Genomic DNA, 17,808 nt, shown 5'->3' on the forward strand with positions numbered 1-17,808 from the left:
TATATAGAGGGGGATTAAATTTATGATTAACAATATCATAAGTGATAGGAGCTTAATAGAAAAAGAAAAGAAACTATTTGAAAAAATAATATTTTTTGTATTACTAGTTTGTTGCATTTACATTTTTAATATATTTTCTAAAATAGGGGAAGAAAAATCTTACTTAGAATCGACTTTATTTTTTATAAGAAGTTTTAGTTCCATACTGTCAGTATTGGCTTTTGGTAGTTGTTTAATTTCTTATAATAGATTAAAAAAAGATAGTATTTTTGTTATATCTTTAATGTATCTAGGATTATCTGTAGGAATAGTATCTGGTCAAATAGATTTTCTTAGCTTTTATTATGAAGAGTATAATTTGTTTAGTTATATTACTGTATCTACTTCTATACTTAGAATAATTTTGCTAATAATAGCTATAATTCCTAAAAGTAAAATTAAAACATTAATTGTTAATAATAAAAAAATATCGATTATATTTGTAATTTTATATACTATAATCTTTAATTTGGTAGAAAAAAATCTTAACTTTCTTCAATATTTTTATAGTACGGATTTTTTTGTAATATATAATTATTTTCTAACAGCCACATACTTTATTTCGGCAATAAGACTACTTGCTATAGGTATTAAGGATAAAGAATATATATTTGTAGTATTAGCCTCTAGTATTTTTATGCTAGCTATCAAGGCGATTTATGCAGTATATGCAGTAGATACAACATCATTTTATGTCAAGTTAACCTCAGTGTCTATTACATACATAATATTTTTAATTATTATTGCTGGATCTTTTATTGAATTATATTTGTACATAAATAGAACAAAAATACTTAATGAAAACTTAAGTCTTTTTTACAATTTAACTGATAATCATAAACATAGTTTTATGTTTATTTGTAGAGAAGATGGAGAAATAATATATGGTAATAAGAAGTTTAAGGACTATTACAAAATTAATTCTCCTGAAGATGCAAAAAGAGTAAAGTTATCATTTGCAATAATGGCTAATAAATTAGAGAATAAGGATGAAATTATAAAAAGCTTAAATACTAAAGGTGTATGGAGAGGAATAATTAAAAATCCAGATGAAAGTAGATCAGTTGATTGTTCATTACAAGTTATTGAAACTTTAGATGCTAAAAAAGAGTTTGTTATAACTTATATGGATGTATCAAAATTAATACGTAAAGAATTAGAGTTAGAAAAATTAAAAGTATACAATAAAGAAAAGACTGAATTTATGTCTAATATATCTCATGAGCTCAGAACCCCAATAAATATTTTTTATTCTACAATTCAACTTCTTGATATTTCACTAGTAAAATCAGATAAAGATTTTAAGGAGATGTATAGAAGGTATAGAAAAACCTTACATGTAAATTGCAAGAGAATGTTAAGGTTAATTAATAATGTGGTTGATATCTCAAAAATAGAAACGGGAATATTAAAAGGCAAATTTGATTATTATAACTTAATTTCAATAGTCGAGGATGTGACTTTATCTGTTGTAAATTATGCTCAACTTAAATCCATTAATATACAGTTTGACACTAACGAAGAAGAATTTATAGCAAAATGTGATCCATCTATGATAGAAAGAGCATTGTTAAATTTACTTTCAAATGCTATAAAATTTACTCCTGAAAATAAAAATATTTATGTTAATATATATGTTAATGATGATTTTGCAGAAATAAATATAAAAGATGAAGGTATTGGAATATCAAAGAGTGATAAAACTGCTATATTTGAAAGATTTGTTCAAGCAGATAAATCATTGACTAGAGAGAATGAAGGTAGTGGAATAGGATTAAGCATAGTAAAATCTATAATTGATCTTCATGATGGTTATATTAGTGTTGAAAGTAAAGTTGGTGAAGGTAGTACTTTCAAAATAATACTTCCAAATAGATGTGATGAATGTATTGATTATAAAATTTATGATATAAGCAATTACAACACAGAATTAGAACTATCTGATATATATGAAATATTAGTATAAAAAGTCCCCAATAGGGGATTTTTTATTGCCATAAACTTAACTATTATGATAAATTTTATGTAATTATAACTGTATTTTTAATTTGGAAAAAATATAGTTATAATATTCTTGACCATAAAAAAAATGGATGATATAATAAAACAACAAAATGATAATGATTATTATTTATAATAATTAATGATAATTAATACTAAAACAATAAGGAGATATTGACGTGAAAAAAATAAAAGTATTAGCAGTGTTAACATTAGCACTTGCAACATTTGGATTAATAGGTTGCTCATCAAATGAAGCGGAAAAACAAAATAAAGATACAAGAGTAGTTGAAACAGTAAAAGGAGAAGTGGAGATACCAATTAATCCTAAAAAAATAGTAGATATATCAGGAAGTAGTGAAGAATTATTATTACTAGAACAAACTGTAGTAGGTACGGCTAATGTGGATTCTTACGATACGAAAAATGTACCATCATACATAAAAGACTCGTTAGGTGATGTAAAAATAGTTGGACATTCTATGATGGAAACAGCAGATATAGAAGCAATACTTGCTTTAGAACCAGATTTAATTATAATGGCACCAAGACAAGAAGAAATATATGATCAACTAAAAGAGATAGCACCTACAGTTATGTTAGAAGATAAATCAAATGATTGGGAAGCAAAATTAAAAGATGTAGCCAAGCTATTTGGACAAGAAGATAAAGTTAAGTCTTGGCTAGATGCTTATTATAAAAAAGCTGAAGAGTTAGGTAAAGAGATAAAATTAGTTAATGGTGAAGATACTACTTACTTAACAGTTTTAGCAAGTTCAGGTTCATTCATGGTATTTAGTGAAGGTGGAATAGGAACAGTTTTAAAAGAAGATATGCAATTACCTCAACCAGCTAATATGCCTAAGCAAGATAGTATAACTCTACCAACTGTTACTATGGAAGGTTTATCAGAAATAGATGCTGATCACATAATAGTAATAGCAACGCAGTCAGATAAATCTGACTTAGAATCTAGTTCAGTTTGGTCTGAAATAAGAGCAGTAAAAGAAGGAAATGTAACTATATTAGATTCAAGTCCATACTTCTCTCAAGCTTACAATCCAATAGGAAGAGAATTAATATTAGAGTCTATTAAAGACGCTGTTATAAAATAATAAATCAAGTGGGTGGGGATAAGATTTAATTTCCTCACCTTATTTAATTTTAGTCAATGGATGATGATAAATCTAATGAATATCATTGGAACTAGAAATTAAGAGAATCTTATAAGGAGGAGAGTAAGTGGGTAAGAATAAAAAGAAAAAAATAGCAATAATAATGATTATACTTGGGATCATGCTACTTGTAAGTGGTATAGTAGTATCAATATCATTGGGTGCTAAAAATATAGATATTGGAACCATAATAAGTAGTATTTTTTCGGATAAAAATGATATAAATACAAAAATAATTAGAGATGTGAGAATACCAAGATCTATAGCGGCTGCATTGGTTGGTGGATTTTTGGCAGTGTCGGGAGCCATAATGCAAGGTATTACGAGAAATCCTATAGCTGAACCATCTGTTATGGGTATTACTCAAGGAGCTACTTTTATGATAGCTGTAGCTTTAGTCTTACAAAAGATTTATCCTAACATAGTTCTGAATAGCTTTACGAAAATGATATTCGCATTTTTAGGAGCTAGTATAAGTGGACTTTTAGTTTACTTTATAAGTTCTAGGAGCATTAGAAAAATTGATCCTGTAAAACTAGCTTTAGCAGGAACGGCAATGGGAACTTTGTTAATTTCACTAGCCATGGGGATCTCCATGTATTTCAACTTATCACAGGAGTTAAGTTTCTGGATATCTGGAGGACTTACGTCAGCTAAGTGGCAAGGTGTCAATTTACTTCTGATTGTAGGCGGTATAGGATTTGTCTCAGCAATGATAATGTCACCAAAGATTACAATCTTAAGCTTAGGTGAAGAAGTAGCAATAGGATTAGGTCAAAAAACTAACTTAGTAAGATTAGTATCTTTAATAATTGTAATAGCACTTACAGGAGCATCAGTTTCAGTAGCAGGAAATATAGTTTTTGTGGGACTTATAGTTCCTCAAATAATAAGAGGAATTATAGGATCAGATTATAAATATATAATTACCTTATCAATGTTATTTGGATCAGTTTTATTAGTATATAGTGATATATTATCAAGAATGATTAACCCTCCTTATGAAACACCAATTGGATCTTTAACAGCATTGCTTGGGGTTCCAATATTTATTTACCTTGTGAGAAAGGAGAGTTAATAATTTATGAAAAAGAACAAGAAGTATTTATTAGTTACAGGAATATTATTAAGTTTAATATTAATAACATTTTTAGTTAGTTTAAATATGGGATCTCTATCGATTGAACCTTTTGATGTAATAAAAACTTTTTTAGGCCAAGGGTCTAATGCGCATGAGATTGCTATATTCAAATTGAGATTACCTAGAATTGTAATAGGCATATTAGTAGGGACGGCTTTAGCTACTTCAGGCACAATTTTGCAAGGTGTTACTAAAAATGATTTGGCAGACTCAGGAATACTTGGTATAAACTCAGGTTCAGCCTTATTTGTAGTAATGTATATTTATTTTATGAATGGAAACGTATATGATGGTGTAAGCAATTTAACAATCTTCACTATGCCGATAGTAGCTTTAACAGGAGCACTATTTGCAGCTTTTTTAATCTATATACTTGCATGGAATAAGGGAATAAGCTCTTCAAGGTTATTATTAATAGGTATAGGAGTAAATATAGCATTTACTTCATTACTTACAATCTTCCAGCTTAAATTTACTACACAAGAATTCAACAGAGTAATGGCTTGGACTTCAGGTAGTATTTGGGGTTCTAACTGGAAATATGTAATGGCAATCTTACCATTTATAATAATATTAATGGCACTTACACTTTATAAATCTAGATATTTAGATGCACTAAATCTAGGAGATGAAGTAGCCACAGGATTAGGTATAGAGGTGGAAAAAGAAAGAAGAAAATTAATAATATATGCTGTTGTATTATCAGGGGTGTCCACATCTGTAGCAGGAAGTATAGGATTTTTAGGGCTTGTTGCGCCTCATATAGCTAGGAAGTTAGTAGGACCAAAGCATAGTAAATTAATTCCTACAGCAGCACTTATAGGTACTTTAATTATATTAGTTGGAGATACCATATCAAGAAATATCATAGCACCTATGGAAATTCCAGTGGGAATAGTTGTAGCTATAATAGGTGTACCATACTTTATTTATTTAATGTTAGCAGAGTAGAAAGAGGGAAAAATTATGACAGCTATAAGTACTAAAAATTTAAATATATCTTACGGAAACTTGGATATTGTTAAAGACTTGAATTTAGAAATACCAAGTGGAAAAATAACTACTATAATAGGTGCAAATGGTTGTGGTAAATCCACGATTTTAAAAACTATTGCAAGAATATTAACACCTAAAAGTGGTGACATATTTATAAATGAAAAAAATATAAAAGAACAATCTTCAAAAGATTTAGCCAAAACTATGGCAGTACTACCTCAAAGTCCCCAAGCACCAAAGGGACTCACAGTGGAAGAGTTAATAGCTTATGGAAGATTTCCACATCAAAAAGGTTTTGGAAGATTAAAAGAAGATGACGAAGATATAGTAACTTGGGCATTGGAAGTTACAGGAATAAAAGAATTTAGAGATAGACCAATTGAAGCTTTATCTGGAGGTCAAAGACAAAGAGCTTGGATAGCTATGGCTCTAGCTCAACAAACAGATATACTAGTGCTAGATGAGCCAACTACTTATTTAGACTTAGCTCATCAGCTAGAGGTATTAAATTTATTACGAGAATTAAATGAAAAACATAATACTACAATTGTTATGGTTATACATGAATTAAACAATGCAGCAAGATTTGCTCATCATATGATAGGAATCAAAAAAGGAAAAATAGTTTGTGAGGGAAGTTCTTATGAAGTAATGACAAAGGAAAATCTTAAAGAACTATTTAATATTGATTCAGAAATCATGGAAGATCCTAGGTCTAAAAAGCCTGTTTGTATAACTTATGATATGGTAAGATAGGAGAAATAATGGAAAATCAAGGAGCATTAAGACATGAAAATATAAGCAAACTACTGATTAAGTATTCAGTGCCTGCCATCCTTGCCATGATGGTTACTTCATTATATAACACAGTTGATAGAGCATTTATAGGTTCTATGGAAAATGCAGGTGCTTTAGCTATATCAGGACTAGGAATTACAATGCCGTTATTTACCATACTTGGAGCCTTTTGTGTGGCTATAGCTGTAGGTGGAAGTACCAATATATCAATTAAACTTGGAGAAGGAAATAAAGAAGAAGCAGAAAAAATCATGGGAAGTACTGTGGCTTTAGAATTTGCTGTAGGAATTATCATGGTATTGGTGGGAATCTTTTTCTTAGATAGGATCCTTTATGCTTTTGGAGCAAGTGACGATACGATAAAATATGCGAGAGATTATATGAGTGTAATTTTTGCAGGAGCTTGGTTCAACCTACCTGGATTTGCACTAAATAGTTGTATAAGAGGAGAAGGAAATCCAAAATTAGCTGCCAGAATGATGATAATTTCATGTGTTCTTAACTTAATATTAGACCCCATATTTATTTTTGGATTAGATATGGGAATAAAAGGAGCAGCTATAGGTACAGTAATTTGCCAGTTATTCATATTTATTTGGTCAACTTATTACTTTACTCTTGGTAAATCAAACTTAAAATTAAAACTTAAGAATATAAAATTAGACAAAAAATTAGTAAAAATAATATTAGTTATAGCAGCAACACCATTTTTTATGGAGTTAGCTGCTGGGTCTATACATTTAGTTACAAATAAAGTATTAAAAGTATACGGAGGAGATTTATCTATAGGTGCTATGACGGCAGTTACATCAATTTCACTAATGTTTTTAATGCCTATATTTGGACTAAGTCAAGGTATGCAAACTATAATTGCTTATAATTATGGAGCAAAACAATTAGGTAGAGCTAGTAAAACTCTTTTACTTGGAATTTTATATGGGACAATAATTTTAACTATAGGATTTATTTTAGTTAAATTATTCCCAAAAGTTTTTGTTGGAATATTTACAAAAGATGAAAGTTTAATGAATATGGCAATTGAAGGTATAAATATAAATTTAACCACGTTACCTATAGTTGGAATATCAGTTCTTGGTTCTATTTATTTTCAATCCATAGGTGAAGCTAAAAAGTCTATGTTTTTAAGTTTACTTAGACAGGTAATTATATTAATACCAGTTATAATAATAGTTCCAAATATGTATGGATTAAAAGGAGTATGGGCATCTCAGCCAATATCAGATTTTTTTGCTATGTTTATAGTAGTATTCTTCCTGTACAGAGAATTTAAAAAAGAGAAAATGAATTTATCTGAAATATGTAAATAGAAAAAAGACAAAGTTAATAATTTTAACTTTGTCTTTTTAATTTATAATTTAAAATTTAAACTTAATTGTTAAAAGAATATTTATACAAAAAAATACAAGAAATTATAAAATTCATTATTTTTCACCAGAAAAAAACAGTGAATATTATGTTAATTGAAAGAATTGCATAAATTTTCTGAATAATTTATCTAAAAATGTAGATTACCAAATATTGACTTTGATTTAGGCCTAAATTAATATTTAAGTAAATAAAAAATATCAATAATATGAAAAAATAAACAAATGTAAAAAAGTTATTATTAATGTATAAATTAAAAGTCAAATAAGAAAGGGGAAAAAAGATGGACACAGCAAAGTTTATTCTTAAGCGTATTTTAATGGCTATTTTTACTATTTTTGTTGCAGCTACTATTACATTCTTTTTAATGAAGTTAGTACCAGGAAGCCCATTTGCTTCTGAAAAAACAAATGAAATAGCACAACAAGCACTAAATGAGAAGTATGGTTTGGATAAACCAGTATTTGAGCAATACAAGATATATCTTCAACAATTGATACATGGAGATTTGGGAGTAAGTTATAAACTTCAAAGAAATGTACCAGTCACAACAATAATCAAGCAATCATTTCCTATATCTGCAAAAATTGGTGCAATGTCAATTATATTCGCAATACTATTTGGAATTCCATTAGGATGTTTATCCGCACTAAAAAGAGAAAAATGGGAGGATAGTGTAATTCGTGTGATATCAACTTTAGGCATTGCAGTACCGTCCTTCGTAATTGCAACGGCATCAATGTTGTTGTTTTCAATTCAATTAAAGATACTACCTACATATGGAATTAGTGGTCCTTCTAGTTACATACTGCCTGTTTTTACGTTGGGATTTTATCCTATGTGTTATATAACCAGGTTAATGCGTTCAAGCATGTTAGATGCTTTAGGTCAAGATTATATTAGAACTGCAAGAGCAAAGGGTATGTCTGAGTTTGTAGTTACATTTAAACATGCTCTTAAAAACTCATTAATACCAATTATAACATATTTAGGACCTTTAGTAGCGTTCACTCTTGTAGGAGGATTTGTTGTAGAAAAAGTATTTAATATTCCAGGGCTTGGAAGGTATTTTATTAAGGCAATAGATGCAAGGGATTATAACCTGATAATGGGTACAACAGTATTTTTGGCTTCGTTTATAATATTAATGAACTTGGTTTGTGATATCTTATACAAAGTGGTAGACCCTAGAATTAAGTTGGATGATTAGATAAGGGGGATAAATATTATGATTCTAGAAAAAAGTAAGAATTTTACATGTAAATTAAAATTATCTCCAGAAGACTTTATGCCAGTTTCTAAGCAAGAACAAGAAAGCTTAATTAATATGGGAGAAAATACAAGTTACTGGAAAGACGCATGGAGAAGATTAAAGAATAATAAAATAGCAATGATTTCTTTAATAGTAATATTACTATTTATTGTATTTGCATTTATAGGACCTTATTTAAGTCCTTATACATACGATCAACAAATAAGGGGACATGAAAATCTAACACCTTGCGCTGCACATCCCTTTGGAACAGATAAGCTTGGAAGAGATTTATTAGTAAGGACTATGGTAGGAGCTAGAATATCACTATTAATAGGAATAGGTTCAGCTCTTATAGTATTAGTTATAGGATCTATTTACGGTTCTATTTCTGGTCTTATTGGTGGAAAAGTAGATATGGTCATGATGAGAATTGTTGAGATAATCTACTCTTTACCAGATATGCTAATCATTATTTTATTAAGAATAGTATTGCAAGAACCTCTGACGAAGGCTTTTGACTCTGGTGGTGTTTTTGGTCCTCTTCAAACTCTAGGACCAGGTATTTTAGCAATGTTTATAGTTTATGGTTTGCTTTACTGGGTTGGTATGGCAAGAATAGTTCGTGGTCAAGTTTTGCAACTTAAAGAAATGGAGTATGTCAGTGCAGCAAGAGCTCTTGGTGCTAATAATAAAAGACTAATATTTAAGCATTTACTTCCAAACTGTGTAGGTCAGTTAGTTGTAACAACTATGTTACAAATACCTTCAGCAATATTTACAGAAGCCTTTTTAAGTTTCTTAGGAATAGGTGTAAGTAAGCCACTTGCATCACTAGGTTCATTGGCTTCAGATGCATTAGACGGAATAGCATCTTATCCATATAGATTAATGTTTCCAGCTATAGCAATAAGTATTATTATACTTGCATTTAACTTATTTGGTGATGGTCTAAGAGATGCCCTTGACCCAAGATTAAAGAAATAGGGGGGACGATTATATGGAGAATACAATTACTAAAAAAGATGTATTATTAAAAGTTGATGGAATGGAAGTATCTTTTTTTACTCATGCTGGAGAAGTAAAAGCAGTACGAAAAATATCTTATGATTTAAAATATGGTGAAGCTATGGGAATAGTTGGAGAAAGTGGAAGTGGAAAATCAGTGGCGTCTTATGCACTTATGGGAATTATTCCAGAGCCAGGAAAGATTATTGGTGGAAATATTAATTTTCAAAACAAAGAAGTAACTACTTTGCCAGAAGCTGAAATGTTAAAACTAAGAGGAAAAGAAGTGGGAATGATATTCCAAGACCCTATGACATCTTTAAATCCCATATTTACAGTTGGAAGTCAAATAGACGAAAGTTTAAAAAAACATACAGATCTAGATAAAGAAGATAGAAGAAAAAGAATAATTGAATTGTTTGAACTTGTTGGTATAAATCAGCCAGAAAAAAGACTGAAGCAATATCCTTATGAGTTTTCTGGAGGAATGAGACAACGTGCCATGATAGCTATGGCTCTTGCTTGTAATCCAAAATTACTAATAGCAGATGAGCCTACAACTGCACTAGATGTTACAATTCAAGCTCAAATAATTGAATTATTAAAAGAATTAAAAGAAAAAATCAATATGTCTATCATATTTATAACTCATGATTTGGGAGTTATATCAGAAATATGTGACAAAGTTGCTGTAATGTATGCAGGTAATATTATTGAAAGAGGAAGTATAGATGATATTTTTTATGATCCAAAACATCCATATACTCATGGGTTATTAAAATCTATACCTAAAATAAATAATGATTCTCATGAAAGATTAATACCTATAGAAGGTAACCCTGTAGATTTAATCAATCCACCTAAGGGATGTTCTTTTGCTCCAAGATGTGAGCATTGTATGAAAGTATGTATGGAAAATGTACCTCCTATTTATACAATTGACGAAAATCATGAAGTTAGTTGTTGGCTATTAGTTAAAGAAGAATTTGAAAAGGAGGAGTAAACCATGGAAAATGTAAACGCTAATTTAGTTGAAGTCACAGGATTAAAAAAATACTTTCCAGTAAAAGAGGGATTTCTTAAAACAAATTTTGTAAAAGCTGTGGATGATGTAACTCTTCATATAAAAAAGGGCGAAACTTTAGGATTAGTTGGGGAAAGTGGATGTGGTAAAACTACCCTAGGTAGAACCATACTTAGACTTCACGAACCAACAGAGGGAAAAATCATTTATGACGGTAAAGATATTACTAATTTAAATATGCACTCTTACAGAAGAAGAATGCAAATAATTTTTCAAGATCCATATGCTTCTCTAGACCCAAGGATGACAGTAGGAGATATAATTGGAGAACCTTTAGACATTCATAAATTATATATCAACAAACAAGAAAGACAAGAAAAAATTTATGAGTTGTTAAAAACAGTTGGATTAAATAAAGAGCATGCAAATAGATTTCCACATGAGTTTTCTGGTGGGCAAAGACAAAGAATAGGTATAGCTAGAGCATTGGCGGTGGAACCAGAATTTATAGTTTGTGATGAGCCCATATCAGCACTAGATGTGTCTATACAAGCACAAATAGTAAACATGTTGGAAGATTTACAAAAAGAAAGAGGATTTACGTATCTATTTATAGCCCATGATTTATCAGTAGTTAAACATATAAGCAATAGAATTGGAGTTATGTATTTAGGACATTTGGTGGAACTTACATCAAGTAGTGAATTATACAATAAGCCTATGCATCCTTACACAAAAACATTATTATCAGCTATTCCAATCGCAGACCCTAAATCTAGTAGAGAAAGAAAACGTATAGTACTACAAGGCGATATACCAAGTCCTCTAAATCCACCAAGTGGATGTACTTTTAGAACTAGATGTCCATATGTAACTGAGGAATGTAAAAATTCAGCACCAGTATTGAAAGAATACGATAAAGGACATTTTGTAGCATGTCATAATATAGAAAAAATATAAGATATATATTACAGAGGGTATATATATAAATTAATTAAAAAGGGGGAGCAATATGAAATTTAAGAAGAAATTAGCAGTCTTATTAGCATCAGCTTTAGCAGTATCTACAGCTTTAGTTGGATGTAGCTCAGGTAGTGGTGGATCATCGGGAGGAACAGAGCTGAGTGTCAATATTGGACCAGAGCCAACAACTATAGACCCAGCAAAAAATAGCGCAGTAGATGGAGCTACATTAATAAACCATGCATTTGAAGGTTTAATGAAACAAGATAAGGATAATAAAATAGTAGAAGCTCAAGCAGCAAAATATGAAGTTAATAAAGATGAAACAGTTTATACTTTTACACTTCGTGACGGTATAAAATGGTCAGATGGTGAACCAGTAAAAGCTGAAGATTTTGTTTATGCATGGCAAAGATTAGTAGACCCAAAAACTGGAGCAGACTATAACTACATGATAGACATGGTTAAAAATGCCAATGAAATAATGGCAGGAAAGAAAAAACCAGAAGAATTAGGAATAAAAGCATTAGACGAGAAAACTGTAGAAGTAACATTAACAACTCCTACACCTTATTTCTTAGAAGTATGTGCATTCCCTGCAACATTCCCAGTTAGAAAAGACATAGTTGAGAAAAATCCTGAGGATTGGTCTACTACGGAATCTACTTATATAGGAAATGGACCTTATGTTTTAAAATCATGGGAACATCAATCTAAAATGACATATGTAAAAAATAAAAATTACTACGATTTAGATAAATTAGGACCTGATACTATAAACTTTGTGCTTATGGAAGATAAAAATACTATGTTATCAGCATTCAAAAATGGTGAAATATTATTTGCGGATGATTTACCAAGTGAAGAAATAGATGCAATGAAAGACAAAGGACTAGTAATAGAAAAACAATTAGGAACTTACTTTGTATCTATAAATGTTAAAAAAGAAGGATTAGATAATGTAAAGGTAAGAGAAGCATTAGCATTAGCATTAGATAGAGATTATATAGTTGAGAAAGTAGCTCAAGGAGGTCAAATACCTGCAGATTCATTTGTTGCTACTGGCTTAACTGATGCAGATGGAAAAACAGAATTCCACGATAATGCTAAAAAATGGTATGATGCAAAAGATTATAAAGGTAATGTTGAAAAAGCAAAAAAACTTCTTAAAGAAGCTGGATATGAAAATGGTCAAGGCCTTCCAAGTATAGAGTTAATGTGTAATCCAGGACATGAAGCTATAATGGAAGCAATACAAAGTATGTGGAAAGAAAACCTTGGAGTAAATGCTACTATATCATCTCAAGACTGGAACGTATTTTTAGAAACAAGAAAAAAAGGAGACTTTCAAGTTGCTCGTGATGGTTGGTTAGGTGATTACAATGATCCTATATCTTTCTTAGATATGTGGGTAACTGGTGGCGGAAATAATAATGCTCAATGGTCTAATAAAAAATATGATAAATTAATATCTGAAATAAAAGCTACAACTGATGCAAAAGAAAGATATGCAAAAATGCATGAAGCTGAAGATATGTTGGCAAAAGACATGCCAATAATACCAATCTACTATTACACTGATTTATACTTAATATCAGATAAATTAGAAGGTATGTACACTTCACCACTTGGATTTAAATACTTTATGTATTGCAAAGTAACTGAATAGCATTTTAATAAACAATAAAAAATATCACTCACTATGCAAAATAATGCTTAGTGAGTGTTTTTTATTACAGAATATTAAAGGTATATCTAACTTTTCGTGGTAAATCTAATATGTATTCTACAGAACCATCAGGAAAAGTGTTTTTCTCATATTTTGGCATATACCCACCAATCCACTTCTCAATAGTTTTTTCAATATTATCAGTTTCTGTTTCTTTGAAAAAATTATCATCAAAAATATATACTCCAGCACAAGGGTTATAGATTTCTCTAGATACCTCATATTTTTTCATATATTTCCTCCTTATATAATGAAAACTTTTATAATTATTTATTCGATAAAATGTATAAGTTTCCTTTAATAATATAACTATAGACTCTTTAGGATGATTTAGAGGAGTTATTTTATTATATAAAGAAAACCACCTATTTTGTACTGTACCCCAAATATTATAATTTTGGTACGGTACACTTACAGGTGGTTTTGATTTTATATTTTTATGAACTTAATATTTTAGAGATAAATAATTAAGTTAAATTTTAAATATTAGACTTAAATTAATTTACAGTCAATGGGTAAAACTATTTTACGGTAGCAGAAACTCTATTTTTACTAGTATAAGAACTATAGCTCATACCATTATAAGCTCTTATTAAGTAAGTATATTTTTTACCTTTTGATAATCCATTAACTGTATATTTATTACCAGTTGTAGTGCCTATAGAAGTATATTTTCTAGTTGATGTGTTGTATTTGTAGATACGATATTTAGTAGCACCTTTTACAGATTTCCAATTTAATGTAATATTTTTATTTCCACCTTTAGCAGTAACTTTTGGTGAAGAACAATAAGTTCTAGATGACACTACATCATCTAAAGTATAAGAACTCCATGAATTACCATTGTAAGCTCTGACTAAATAAGTGTAATCTGTACCACTAGATAATTTTTTTGCAGTATATTTAGTACCAGTAGTATCAGCAATTTTTGTATATGTATCCGTTTCCTTATTAAATGAATAAATTCTATATCGAAGAGCACCTTTTACAGATTTCCAACTCAATGTAATACTTTTATTTCCGCTTTTAGCATTAACATTTGGAGCAGCACAAAATGTTACTGCAGAGATGTTGTTTGAAGAAGTATAATTACTCCATGATGAACCATCATAAGCTCTGACTAAATAAGTGTATTTTGTACCATCCTTTAAATTGCTAATAGTATAATTTGTTTTAGTAGTATCAGTGATTTTTGTGTATTTTTTTGCACTTTCATCATATGAGTAAACCCTATACTTAGTAGCGCCAGCAACTTTATTCCAACTTAAAGTGACTTGATTTCTTCCGCCATCAGCAGTAACATTAGGAGCAGTTGTTATAGTTTTTGATACATATATATATTTTCCATCTTTCAATTTATAGTAAGTAATACTGCCATCTGTTGCATCCCAAATTGCTACATCGTATTTATCTTTGTTTTGGAACTCGACCATATAATTTGTATGATTTTGTTTTGCAAGTTTTCCAAGCTCACTAGAATAATCAGTTAAAGGACTTATATAAAAATCTAGCATTGAAGAATAAGATTCGTTACTTGCACTAGCTTTTGTACGCCCAAATAATCCACAAGCTGTGTCAGCAGATGCACTCATAAAAGTTGTTGAACTATATCCAGACATGGAAATATCAGGATGGAAGAATAAAATAAGTTCAGCTGCAATAGATGATTCAACATCAGTAACACCTAATTCTGATAATTCCTTCTGTTTGCTTTCATAGAGATTTGTAGGTGTTGCAGGATGACCTTTATAATAATAAATATAGTCGTCACCATAATAAGTTTTTAGGAATTTTGTATAATCAGCAAAATTACTTTCTAGGTTAACTCTAGTACCTAGAATCATCATAACTTTTTTGTTTTTTTGTGTAGCTTCACTAAACATAGTATCATTAAAATGGTACAAAGTTTTGAACTCATTAATGACATTATCACCTTTAGTTTGAAGATTTGTAAGCATGCTAGAAATATTAGTTATTTTTATAGAAGGACAATTTTTAGCTTGATCAAGGAAGTTGGTATCACTAATATTAAATGTATCATTAACACGTGAAAGCCACCACTGAGTATCATTTTTACTTTCTTCGTTGACAATAACATAAGCATAATAACGTAAAAGGCTATGAGATTTTCCATTGTAAGCATATTTTAATTTTGATAAATCAATATGGTTACCCTTACTATACTGTTCTTTAACATAGGCCCATTCTTTAGCCATAGAGTCATACACCTTTTGTGGATTTGAAACATTAAATATTTTGTTAAAATCAGCATAAGATGCAGTACCATCAGATAAAACTCTTAAACTATATTGATTTGATGGTATATTATTTTGAATAATAACTGTTAAAAATGTTTTTATCGTGTAGTCTACAGTGTATAAATTAAATTTTGAGTCTGGATTTAATTCATATAAATCTTTAACATATTGAGACATCATATTGATTTTACTTTGGAAAGAGGTACTATCTCTATTTGTTAAGAAAGGAACTTCATAAACATTTTGAGGAAGACTATTCCAATCATAAGCATCACTTCTAGTTAAGGCTACAAATGTTGGAACGGGTTCTTTATTTGAATTATCTTTCATATCCCAAAGAGATAGTGTAAATTGAACAACTGGAAAAGTTGCGTTTAAAGCAGCTAGATTATATTCCTCAGCAACTACACCTACAGTAGAAGTATTTCCATTAGTAACTACTTTATTATTTTTATAATAAATAGCTTGTACAGAAAATTTACCGTATGCAGGAAAGTCTATTTCGAAGGAATTATCCTTAATTTTAGACAAGTCAATTTTTTTTGAAAAACTTTGAACAGTTGTGCTGTTGTAAGACATATTTCCTTTTATAACAACTGAATCAGCTTTGTCTAAATTAATAATACGTTTAAGGTTTGGAATATCAACAGTGACCTTTTTGTAGTTTATTTTTGTTTGCTCATAATTAGTCTAATAAAGATAAGATCCTTTAGCAAGCTGAGAATCTTGGCGAACATTTTCCTGTGGTTCGGATGAGTCAGTATTTTCATCTTTACTAGATTCAACTGATTGAGAATTATCTAAGGCATCATTATATAATTCTGCATAGGTAAATGTAGGAAGAGATGAAGATAAGATAACAAGTGATATCATAAATGATAAGAATTTACTTGTTTTTTTCATTTTAATTATTACCCCCCAATACTAATTTTTATAATAACTTAAAAATAGAATACTATAGTAGGATAACATAGTCAATATGTCTGCTTGGGATATACTTAAGTATAAATTCAAACTATATGATATAATGAGTATCGTAAAATATTAATTTGTGGAGGTTTGTATGAATTTTATGGCTATAGACTTTGAGACAGCAAATGAAAAAAGAGATTCTGCATGTTCTTTAGGTATTACTGTTGTAAAAGATAACAAAATAATAGAAGAAAAATATTGGCTAATTAAGCCAAAACCACTTAGATTTGAACCAAGAAATGTAATTATACATGGAATTAGAGAAGAAGATGTAATTAGTGAAAAAGAATTTGATGAATTATGGCCAGAGATAAAAACATATTTAGAAGATAATTTGGTAATAGCGCATAATGCATCCTTTGATTTTTCTGTACTAAGAAATACGCTAGATCTTTATAATTTAGAATATCCAAACTTAGATTATGCATGCACTTTAGTAGCTTCAAAATTATTTTATAGATATTTGAATAATCATAAGTTAAATACAGTAAATAGACATTTAGATTATAAATTTAATCATCACCATGCCAGTGCAGATGCTACTGCCGCTGCAAATGTTTTAATAAATATTTCTAAAGAATTGAATTTAAATAATATAGATGATATTGCTAAGATTGTAGGATTTAAGTTGGGTAGTGTAGTTGATAATACTTATTCACCATGTAAAAAAATAAGAGAAGGTGTTGTTTCAAAGAAATATGAAGATAATGAGTATAACAATGATATATTTTCATCAGAAACTGATTACTTTAAAAATAAAATAGTAGTATTCACAGGAGAACTGAATTCTATGAGTAGATCTGAAGCAATAAATATTATTAATGACTTAGGTGGTATAACAAGAAATTCTGTTACTAAAAAAACTAATATTTTAATTACTAATGTTAAAAACATTGAAGGTTTAAGCCCAAATCAAATGAGTAATAAATTAAGAACTGCAGTTAACTATATAAATCAAGGACAAGATTTAACAATAGTGAATGAAGAAAAATTTGAAAAGATACTAAAAGAATAAAAAAATATTTAAAAATAAAAATAAAAATTTATTATTAAATATTTTTTTTTG

Annotated in this window: 15 protein-coding genes; 12 read left to right on the plus strand and 3 right to left on the minus strand. The window is 29.3% G+C overall.

The window, feature by feature from the left end:
• Positions 1-22: 22 nt before the first annotated feature.
• The 11 genes from TEGL_RS05880 (at position 23) to TEGL_RS05930 (ending at position 13,452) form a co-directional block, all read left to right on the plus strand.
• On the plus strand, positions 23-2,005 hold the full coding sequence (locus TEGL_RS05880) for a sensor histidine kinase (protein ID WP_027626941.1): 1,983 nt from the start codon (positions 23-25) through the stop codon (positions 2,003-2,005).
• A 214-nt stretch (positions 2,006-2,219) separates the two neighbouring features.
• Positions 2,220-3,155, plus strand: coding sequence for an iron-hydroxamate ABC transporter substrate-binding protein (locus tag TEGL_RS05885; protein ID WP_018589269.1), 936 nt, complete (start codon positions 2,220-2,222; stop codon positions 3,153-3,155).
• A 127-nt stretch (positions 3,156-3,282) separates the two neighbouring features.
• Entirely contained in the window at positions 3,283-4,293 is a 1,011-nt protein-coding gene (locus TEGL_RS05890; protein ID WP_018589270.1) for a FecCD family ABC transporter permease, read from the plus strand.
• Between the two features lie 6 nt (positions 4,294-4,299).
• Entirely contained in the window at positions 4,300-5,307 is a 1,008-nt protein-coding gene (locus TEGL_RS05895) for a FecCD family ABC transporter permease (protein WP_018589271.1), read from the plus strand.
• Positions 5,308-5,322: 15 nt separating this feature from the next.
• Positions 5,323-6,108, plus strand: a complete 786-nt coding sequence (locus tag TEGL_RS05900) for an ABC transporter ATP-binding protein (RefSeq protein WP_018589272.1) — start codon at positions 5,323-5,325, stop codon at positions 6,106-6,108.
• A gap of 8 nt (positions 6,109-6,116) precedes the next feature.
• Positions 6,117-7,478: an MATE family efflux transporter gene (locus TEGL_RS05905; protein ID WP_018589273.1), complete on the plus strand. Its 1,362-nt coding sequence runs from the start codon at positions 6,117-6,119 to the stop codon at positions 7,476-7,478.
• A 341-nt stretch (positions 7,479-7,819) separates the two neighbouring features.
• Entirely contained in the window at positions 7,820-8,746 is a 927-nt protein-coding gene (locus TEGL_RS05910; protein WP_018589274.1) for an ABC transporter permease, read from the plus strand.
• Between the two features lie 18 nt (positions 8,747-8,764).
• Positions 8,765-9,775 (plus strand): ABC transporter permease, encoded by a 1,011-nt coding sequence (locus tag TEGL_RS05915; RefSeq protein WP_018589275.1) that lies wholly within the window; start codon positions 8,765-8,767, stop codon positions 9,773-9,775.
• A gap of 13 nt (positions 9,776-9,788) precedes the next feature.
• The gene (locus TEGL_RS05920; RefSeq protein ID WP_018589276.1) at positions 9,789-10,799 is read left to right on the plus strand and encodes an ABC transporter ATP-binding protein; all 1,011 of its coding nucleotides are present in this window, start codon (positions 9,789-9,791) and stop codon (positions 10,797-10,799) included.
• A gap of 3 nt (positions 10,800-10,802) precedes the next feature.
• Positions 10,803-11,780: an ABC transporter ATP-binding protein gene (locus TEGL_RS05925; protein WP_018589277.1), complete on the plus strand. Its 978-nt coding sequence runs from the start codon at positions 10,803-10,805 to the stop codon at positions 11,778-11,780.
• Between the two features lie 52 nt (positions 11,781-11,832).
• On the plus strand, positions 11,833-13,452 hold the full coding sequence (locus tag TEGL_RS05930) for a peptide ABC transporter substrate-binding protein (RefSeq protein WP_018589278.1): 1,620 nt from the start codon (positions 11,833-11,835) through the stop codon (positions 13,450-13,452).
• Between the two features lie 64 nt (positions 13,453-13,516).
• Here TEGL_RS05930 and TEGL_RS05935 read toward each other — a convergent pair whose 3' ends face one another.
• From TEGL_RS05935 to TEGL_RS05945, 3 genes are all read right to left on the minus strand, one after another.
• Entirely contained in the window at positions 13,517-13,744 is a 228-nt protein-coding gene (locus TEGL_RS05935; RefSeq protein WP_018589279.1) for a hypothetical protein, read from the minus strand.
• 289 nt (positions 13,745-14,033) lie between these two features.
• Complete coding sequence (locus TEGL_RS05940; RefSeq protein WP_018589280.1) at positions 14,034-16,349, minus strand: fibronectin type III domain-containing protein; 2,316 nt, start codon at positions 16,347-16,349, stop codon at positions 14,034-14,036.
• Positions 16,350-16,460: 111 nt separating this feature from the next.
• Positions 16,461-16,673 carry a hypothetical protein gene (locus tag TEGL_RS05945; protein WP_018589281.1) on the minus strand — a complete coding sequence of 71 codons (213 nt, stop codon included), beginning with the start codon at positions 16,671-16,673 and terminating at the stop codon, positions 16,461-16,463.
• Between the two features lie 160 nt (positions 16,674-16,833).
• On the opposite strand from TEGL_RS05945, the gene TEGL_RS05950 reads away from it, so the two are divergent.
• Entirely contained in the window at positions 16,834-17,757 is a 924-nt protein-coding gene (locus tag TEGL_RS05950) for an exonuclease domain-containing protein (protein ID WP_018589282.1), read from the plus strand.
• Positions 17,758-17,808: the final 51 nt, after the last annotated feature.

It is taken from the genome of Terrisporobacter glycolicus ATCC 14880 = DSM 1288 (assembly GCF_036812735.1).
Taxonomy (GTDB): domain Bacteria; phylum Bacillota; class Clostridia; order Peptostreptococcales; family Peptostreptococcaceae; genus Terrisporobacter; species Terrisporobacter glycolicus.